Origin of the sequence: Bradyrhizobium sp. 31Argb (genome assembly GCF_043638955.1) — a bacterium.
In the GTDB taxonomy this organism is placed as follows: Bacteria; Pseudomonadota; Alphaproteobacteria; order Rhizobiales; family Xanthobacteraceae; genus Bradyrhizobium.
Window position 1 is genome coordinate 1 of the sequence record NZ_JBEGDB010000367.1, and the last position, 6308, is coordinate 6308.

The 6308-nt window shown below is 57.6% G+C and carries 5 protein-coding genes; 3 read left to right on the forward strand and 2 right to left on the reverse strand.

Features of this window, described 5'->3' with window-relative positions; genetic code table 11:
• Window positions 1–297 precede the first annotated feature (297 nt).
• Together AAFX91_RS37595 and AAFX91_RS37600 are read right to left on the reverse strand one after the other, a co-directional pair.
• Window positions 298–1479 (reverse strand): acyl-CoA dehydrogenase family protein, encoded by a 1182-nt coding sequence (locus tag AAFX91_RS37595; protein ID WP_394569866.1) that lies wholly within the window; start codon window positions 1477–1479, stop codon window positions 298–300.
• Between the two features lie 232 nt (window positions 1480–1711).
• Window positions 1712–1954 carry a GDCCVxC domain-containing (seleno)protein gene (locus AAFX91_RS37600; RefSeq protein ID WP_394569867.1) on the reverse strand — a complete coding sequence of 81 codons (243 nt, stop codon included), beginning with the start codon at window positions 1952–1954 and terminating at the stop codon, window positions 1712–1714.
• A gap of 1030 nt (window positions 1955–2984) precedes the next feature.
• Between AAFX91_RS37600 and AAFX91_RS37605 the strand changes: the two genes are divergently transcribed.
• From AAFX91_RS37605 to AAFX91_RS37615, 3 genes are all read left to right on the forward strand, one after another.
• Entirely contained in the window at window positions 2985–3743 is a 759-nt protein-coding gene (locus AAFX91_RS37605) for a response regulator transcription factor (protein ID WP_394569869.1), read from the forward strand.
• 565 nt (window positions 3744–4308) lie between these two features.
• A complete protein-coding gene (locus AAFX91_RS37610; RefSeq protein WP_394569868.1) occupies window positions 4309–4890 on the forward strand; it encodes a MarR family winged helix-turn-helix transcriptional regulator in 582 nt (193 codons plus the stop codon).
• Window positions 4891–5084: 194 nt separating this feature from the next.
• Entirely contained in the window at window positions 5085–6230 is a 1146-nt protein-coding gene (locus AAFX91_RS37615) for a DUF2336 domain-containing protein (protein WP_165421106.1), read from the forward strand.
• The last annotated feature ends 78 nt before the right edge of the window (window positions 6231–6308 follow it).

Sequence of the window (6308 nt, forward strand, 5' to 3'; positions counted from 1 at the left end):
CTTGGGTCATTGCCCGTCTGGGCGGATGGGACGGCTACTATGGCAAGCCCGGGCCGAAAACGATGCGCCTGGGGCTCAAAGCCTTCCAGCGCATCAAATTTGGTACCAGTCTGGCGCTCCGCGATGTGTGAATCGGACAGCCGCTCTTGCGGAGAGAGGTCGGAATTCAAGCAAAGCTTGAATTCCGGGTGAGGGGAGCCTCCGCAAACTCATCGCTCACCGTGCTCGCGGAGGCAGCCCCTCACCCCTACCCTCTCCCCGTGAAGAACGGGGAGAGGAAGATGCTCCTCGCCTCCGCTATTCACACTCGCGCAGCACTTCGCGCGCGATGGTCATCTTCATCACTTCGGTGGTGCCTTCCGCAACCTGTGCGATGCGGCTCTGGAAATAGAGCTGGCCGAAGCGGTTTTCCCTGAGCACGCCAAGCCCGCCATGGATCTGGATGGCGCGGTCGATGACCCGGCAGGCCGCGAGCGGGGCGAAACATTTCACCATCGCGGCTTCCTTGCGCGCATCGAGGCCGCGATCGAGCATCCAGGCGGTCTTGTAGACCATCAGCCGCGACTGCTCGAGATCCATCTCCGATTCCGCGAGCATCCATTGAATGGCCTGCCGTTCCGCAAGCGGCTTGCCGAACGTCTCGCGCTCGCGCGCCCGTTTCGCGGCCTGCGTCTGCGCCCAGCGCGCGGTACCGGTCAGGCGCGCGCCGATCACGGTGCGGTTGCGGTTGAGCTGGTCCATCATGTAGCGGAAGCCCATGCCTTCCGCACCGAGCATGTTCTTCGCCGGGACGACGCAATCCTTGTACTGGTAGTCGCAGCTCCGGCCGAGATAGGTGCCGGGCGCCATGGTCTCGTATTCGCGGAGCACCGAGACGCCGGGATTGGGATAATCGACCAGGAACAGGCTGATCCCTTCATAGCCCTTGGTCGGATCGGTCACGGCATAGCACAGCAGATATTTTGGCGTGATGCCCGGATGGTTCGGCGGCGGCGCCCAGCGCTTGATGCCGTTGATGATGTAATTGTCGCCGTCGCGAACGGCGGTGGTCGTTATCCCGGCCGCGTCGGAGCCCGCTCCCGGCTCCGAGATGTTGATGTGGTAGAACTTGTCCTCTTTGAGGATAGGATAGAGGTACGCTTCCTTCTGCCAATCCGGCGCGACGTAAAGCGCGGGATGCGGATCGAGAAAGCCCGACCAGGTCGCGAGCAGGCCATGCATCACGGGCGACCGCACGATCTCCTCGTAGACGAGGCACTTCGCGACGGTGCCGAGGCCCTGCCCGCCGGCTTCCTTCGGCACCGCCAATCCCCTGAAACCGTATTCACGGAATTTCTGCACCACGCCCATGAAGATGTCGTGCGGCACGGCGTAGTCGTCCACGCCCCAACTATCCTCGAGCGGGCGGCAGACTTCCTCCACGAACGCGGCGGCCCGAGCCTTGATGTCGCGTTGTTCCCTGGACAGTTCAAAATCCACGACAATCTCCCAAGCCTTGTTTGCAAGACCGGAGACTAGGTCGGCGGCGTCAGCGCGATTATGGCTTGGAGAGCCAATCTGGTTGGCTGATTGCATCAGGCCGGGAGACCTTGCCAGCTTCGTCCTTCGCGTCCCTCGATCAGGCCGCGTTGTTTGGAAAGCGCGCCCGCCATCAGGTCGACCACGGTTCGGATGCGCGGAACTCGCGAAACAGGTCGGCATCCCCAGCGGCTCAGCCATCTCCGGCTGAGCAGGCGCAAGTCGATGCTCCACGGCTGGCCTGAACCGGCGGGCATGGCACCGTCCCATAGGAACAAAAAACGCAGCAATCGCCCGGCTTGGGCTTCAGGTGAGCACCGCATGCCTTGCAATCGTAGAAGAACCTGCAAGCATCTAGCGGCATGATTTCCATCTCACGGTATCCGCAGTGTGGGCATGTGATGATGGATTGCAGAATAAGCGAGTTGTCCTGCATCGCCGCATCCCGCCAGAGGTAGTCTCGAAATCAGCGCCAGCAGTATAGCGCCGATTTGGCTTCCACGGGACGAAAACGAGATTGCGGATGACGCGGGAAGGGACGGCGCGCCACAAGGCCGCGCTTCGCGCGAGCAGAATCCGATCAATTAGATTTCGTCTAATCGGAGCGATGACGTCCGGGTCGTCGTCCACGTGGCGGGTTCCCGTGGCGACAACTTCTAAGCGTCACCTTTTCCGGCCGTAATGGACGATGCTTGATCTTGGCGCGGCGGGATTCATGATCGCGCCTTCCGATGGCTCCAGGTCACGAGCGAAAGTAACATTGCGGCAAAATTATCTAATGATTGATTCAAAACTAATTGCTTCAATGATTTCAAAACAAATGGTCGCTCTGCGTACTAACTACTCTCGGCGCAAGCTTGATTGCATTTCTGCATTTTGCCAACGTCACGACGAGCGACTCACATCGCTTCTACAAAAGAACGGCAAATTTTTGGAGCGCTCAACATGGCAACGGGCGCTCCGATGCAACTGAGCTAGCCGTTCTATATTCGAGGTGACCACCTATGTCTTAGGGGCACCTTCACGATTGTGTGCGTGTGCGTTTGTGGCGTCTCGTCGAGTCTGAACCTCAAGAACCTAAATCCACGACGCGCTGAGCTCACGCCACAACAGGCTGAATCTGCAAGTGACTCATCCGGAAAGAACGAACTGCCTGCGCAGGGCATTTTCTGCGACCAACGTGGGCTTGGCCGTTTCTCAGCTAGAAATTGCGCGCTGTCACTCGATGGTCCGTTGGTTCTGGGCTGGGAGGCTGCTGGACCGGACAAGCCTTGTTGCTTCGTGCAACGACCGCACGGCAGCGTTTCGATCATTGCTGGCGAGATGTGTATCGGTTCTATCCGGCTACGCCCACGCCAGTTGCAGCAGCATGTGCCCACGCTATCAGCATCACCAACGGCACACGCCGAACGAAAAACTTCTTACAAAAAGTTTCAACAGGCCTGGCGAATGGGGGCAAATACCGCATGTACGTGATCATTGATGATCGAGAGAACGTTGCAACCGGCTACATCGGCGGTTTCGATCGTGAAGGCATTTCTTCTGTTGGATTTTCGCCAACGGAGTTCTTGGAGTGGCTGGAATCTGCGGGCGAGCTGTCGGCCATTGACGCTTTTCTTCTTGGAGATTGTGATACTCGTGCCACCTTGCCCCGCACTGTCCGCAAGCGCTGCCGTGCGCCGATCATCGCGCTCAGCAACCAGAGAATGCTTAAGCACACGGTTGAGCTCTTTGAAGCTGGTGTGGATGATGTCGTCCATATTCCAGTCCACCCACGCGAGATCCTGGCAAGAACTGCCGCGATCTCCCGCCGCAGTCTCGGAATATCGGTCCATGGCAGGCAAAGTGCGATTCGAGTCTTCTTTGACGGGAGAGATCCGGAAATTGGAGGAGCCGTCATGATGCTGCCGCGTCGCGAGCTCCGTATCCTGGAACACATGGTTGGTCAGCAAGGGAAATGGCTGACCAAAACGCAGATCTTCAATGCGGTTTATGGGATCTTTGAGGAAACGTTCGATGAAAACGTGATCGAAAGTCACGTAAGCAAACTGCGCAAGAAGCTGCGTGACCGTCTCGGCTACGACCCGATCGTCTCCAGGCGGTATATCGGCTACCGTCTCGATACCTCAACAGGAACGTCCGAAGATGATGCGACGCGAGATCTCCAAAACCTTGGCATCCTGGCCAAGCAAGCGCCATCGAGACTACGACCTATCTTCACTTGAGAGAGCGAGATCATCATTCAGGACAGGTAACGCCACGAAAGTAGCGGTATGACCAACGACCGCGTGGTGTCTGCGCAGATTTGGCAACGAGCTAGCGCAAGCCCTGCCCGTCACCGCAGCAAGCGCAGACATCCCATACTGAACGGCGGGTTTGCGCGACGCGCAGGTCCGCCGCTTATCGCGTACTGCTTCGAAAATGCATCCGTAGAACAGCACGATTTGTCCGATCTCGCGCCCTCTGGAGACGCTCCGTAACGTGAACATCATTCTTCGAATGCTCCCCGAACCTTTCGGCTTGTGACAGCGACAATGTCGTTGTCGCTGACGATCCAGATTGCGTTGCTGCGCTGTGTAGTCTGGTCCAATCGGCGGATGATTAATGAAGTCAGTGTTGCTTGCCAGGGAATTCAAACGATCAGCAGACAATTTCTTAATGGCCGACGCATTAGTGGGGCGGAAAGACATGCAGTTGAGTTGAGCCTCGAACCAAAGCGACTAGCGAATCAGGACGCTAATGAGGTGCGCACCGCGAAACTGCTCGCAAATTCTTTGAGTTGGGTCGATCATGACGTTAGCACGCGAGACGGTTGAATTATTGGTTCAGACGGCGAGGATTTGGCACTTCGAAGGTAGTCGGCACGGGCTGCGCGATCGCGAATGGATGGCCCTGCGTTTTCTTGCTCGCGCGAACCAGTTCTCACGGACTCCGTCGGCATTGGCCACTTTTGTCGGCACCACCAGGGGCACCGCATCTCAAATCGTCAAGGTTCTCGAGAGAAAGGGATTCCTGGTACGCAAACCTGCTGCGGAAGACAAACGCTCGGTGATCCTGTATGTGACCGCGCAGGGTGAGAAATTTCTCGGGCATGATCCGGTCAATGTTCTCGTCAAGGCGATAGCCGTACTCAGCGTCGATCGCCAGACCAGCTCTCGCGATGCGCTCCGCCAGGTGCTCGACTGGTTGGATATTACCCAGCAACGACATCATGCGGACATTTGCAGGGAGTGCACGTTCTTGACGGAGAATAGTGCCGACGGCGCGACAGGTAACGCCGGCCCACAATTCACATGTCGCTTCTTTCGCGCAGCGATTACAGCGGACGAGACTACGCTATTATGCGCGACCTTCGAACGCGGCCGGCGATAGATTCATCTGACGTTGGCGGAGAGAGCCAACGAAGAGCGCCGCAGCCTCGAGCTGCCGCAGACGATGCTTGGAATGCAAACAATTTTAGTCATCTATGAGGCAGCTCGAATCAACAATCTTCATTGCCCGCATGTTAGCTCGTCACCATCAACTCCTCGCCGCCAAAGGCGAACGTGCCGACGAGACCCAAGATCATGACGACGTTCTATTCGTTAATCAATGAAGTGCAAAATACAACGACATCCGGGTCGACGAAACGGCAGCTAAGGGCTCTCACCCGCATAACAGACTTGTTCCTTGCCGGGTCTGGTCGCTACTCCAAGCAGCAAATCAAACTGTTTGACGAGATATTCAAAACCCTCGTTGCCGTGATCGAGTTGAAGACCCGCGTCAGGCTGGCTCGGCATCTCGCGGCTGACTCGAATGCGCCGGCAACGTTGGTCAGAGCACTTGCATCGGATGATGCTGTTGCCGTGGCGGCTCCGGTCCTCAGTCAGTCGGATGCCCTTAGCGAATCCGATCTTGTCGCCTGCGCCAGCACCCAAAGTCAGGGCCACCTTCACGCAATCGCGCAACGTCGAACAATCAGCGAGGCGATCACGGAGTTACTGATTCTGCGCGGCGAAGCCGGCGTGGTCCATGCGGTTGCGAGCAACCCGGGCGCCCGCTTTTCGGATGGCAGCTTCAGCGAGCTTGTCGCTCGATCGAGCGAAGATACCCAGCTCGCGCTCCATGTCGGGACGCGGCATGACATCCCCAGACATCACTTCCTGAAACTTATGGAAACTGCCTCTGCTTCCGTGCGCAGCAAGATCGCCGCCGCAAACCCGCAATTTTCCGACGCCGTGCATGATGCTGTGACGGAGGTTATCGACGACATAAATCTGGAGGTCCGCAATCAGTCTCCGGATCACGCGAGGGCAAAGAAGAAGGTAAAGCGCCGCAAATACTGGAAGGAGCTCGGAGAAGCGGATGTTCACGCCGCCGCCCGAGCGCAGGATTTTGAAACAGCGGTCATGGCGTTGTCCGTCCTTGCAACCTGTCCCATCGAATTGGTCGAACGGGCAGTTCTCAATGACAATCCTGGTACCGTGCAACTTGTCGCAAAAGCCGGCGGATGTTCCTGGGCAACGGCCAAGGCTTTGCTGCTGATGAGAGTAGCGGACCGCAGGCTAAGCAAGATCGATCTTGATCAAGCGCGGGACAGCTTCGAGCGGCTTGAACTCCGAACGGCGAGACGTGTGCTTGAGTTCTACAAGGCACGCCGTGACGCGCGCACAAGCGAAAGCCATCCGATCGCGCCGAGCGAATCCGCGCCCCTGGCGGTCGCAATGATATAAGTCCGCTAGGCCGTGTGGACTCTTGGGATTCTCAAATCAGATTGAACGTGATTCAAGGCTTTCTTTTAGGAGGAAGCC

Excerpts from the sequence above, each read along its gene's own strand:
- AAFX91_RS37615 (WP_165421106.1), top strand. The coding sequence starts at position 5,085 with ATGACGACGTTCTATTCGTTAATCAATGAAGTGCAAAATACAACGACA.
- AAFX91_RS37600 (WP_394569867.1), bottom strand. The coding sequence starts at position 1,954 with ATGCAGGACAACTCGCTTATTCTGCAATCCATCATCACATGCCCACAC.
- AAFX91_RS37605 (WP_394569869.1), top strand. The coding sequence starts at position 2,985 with ATGTACGTGATCATTGATGATCGAGAGAACGTTGCAACCGGCTACATC.
- AAFX91_RS37610 (WP_394569868.1), top strand. The coding sequence starts at position 4,309 with ATGACGTTAGCACGCGAGACGGTTGAATTATTGGTTCAGACGGCGAGG.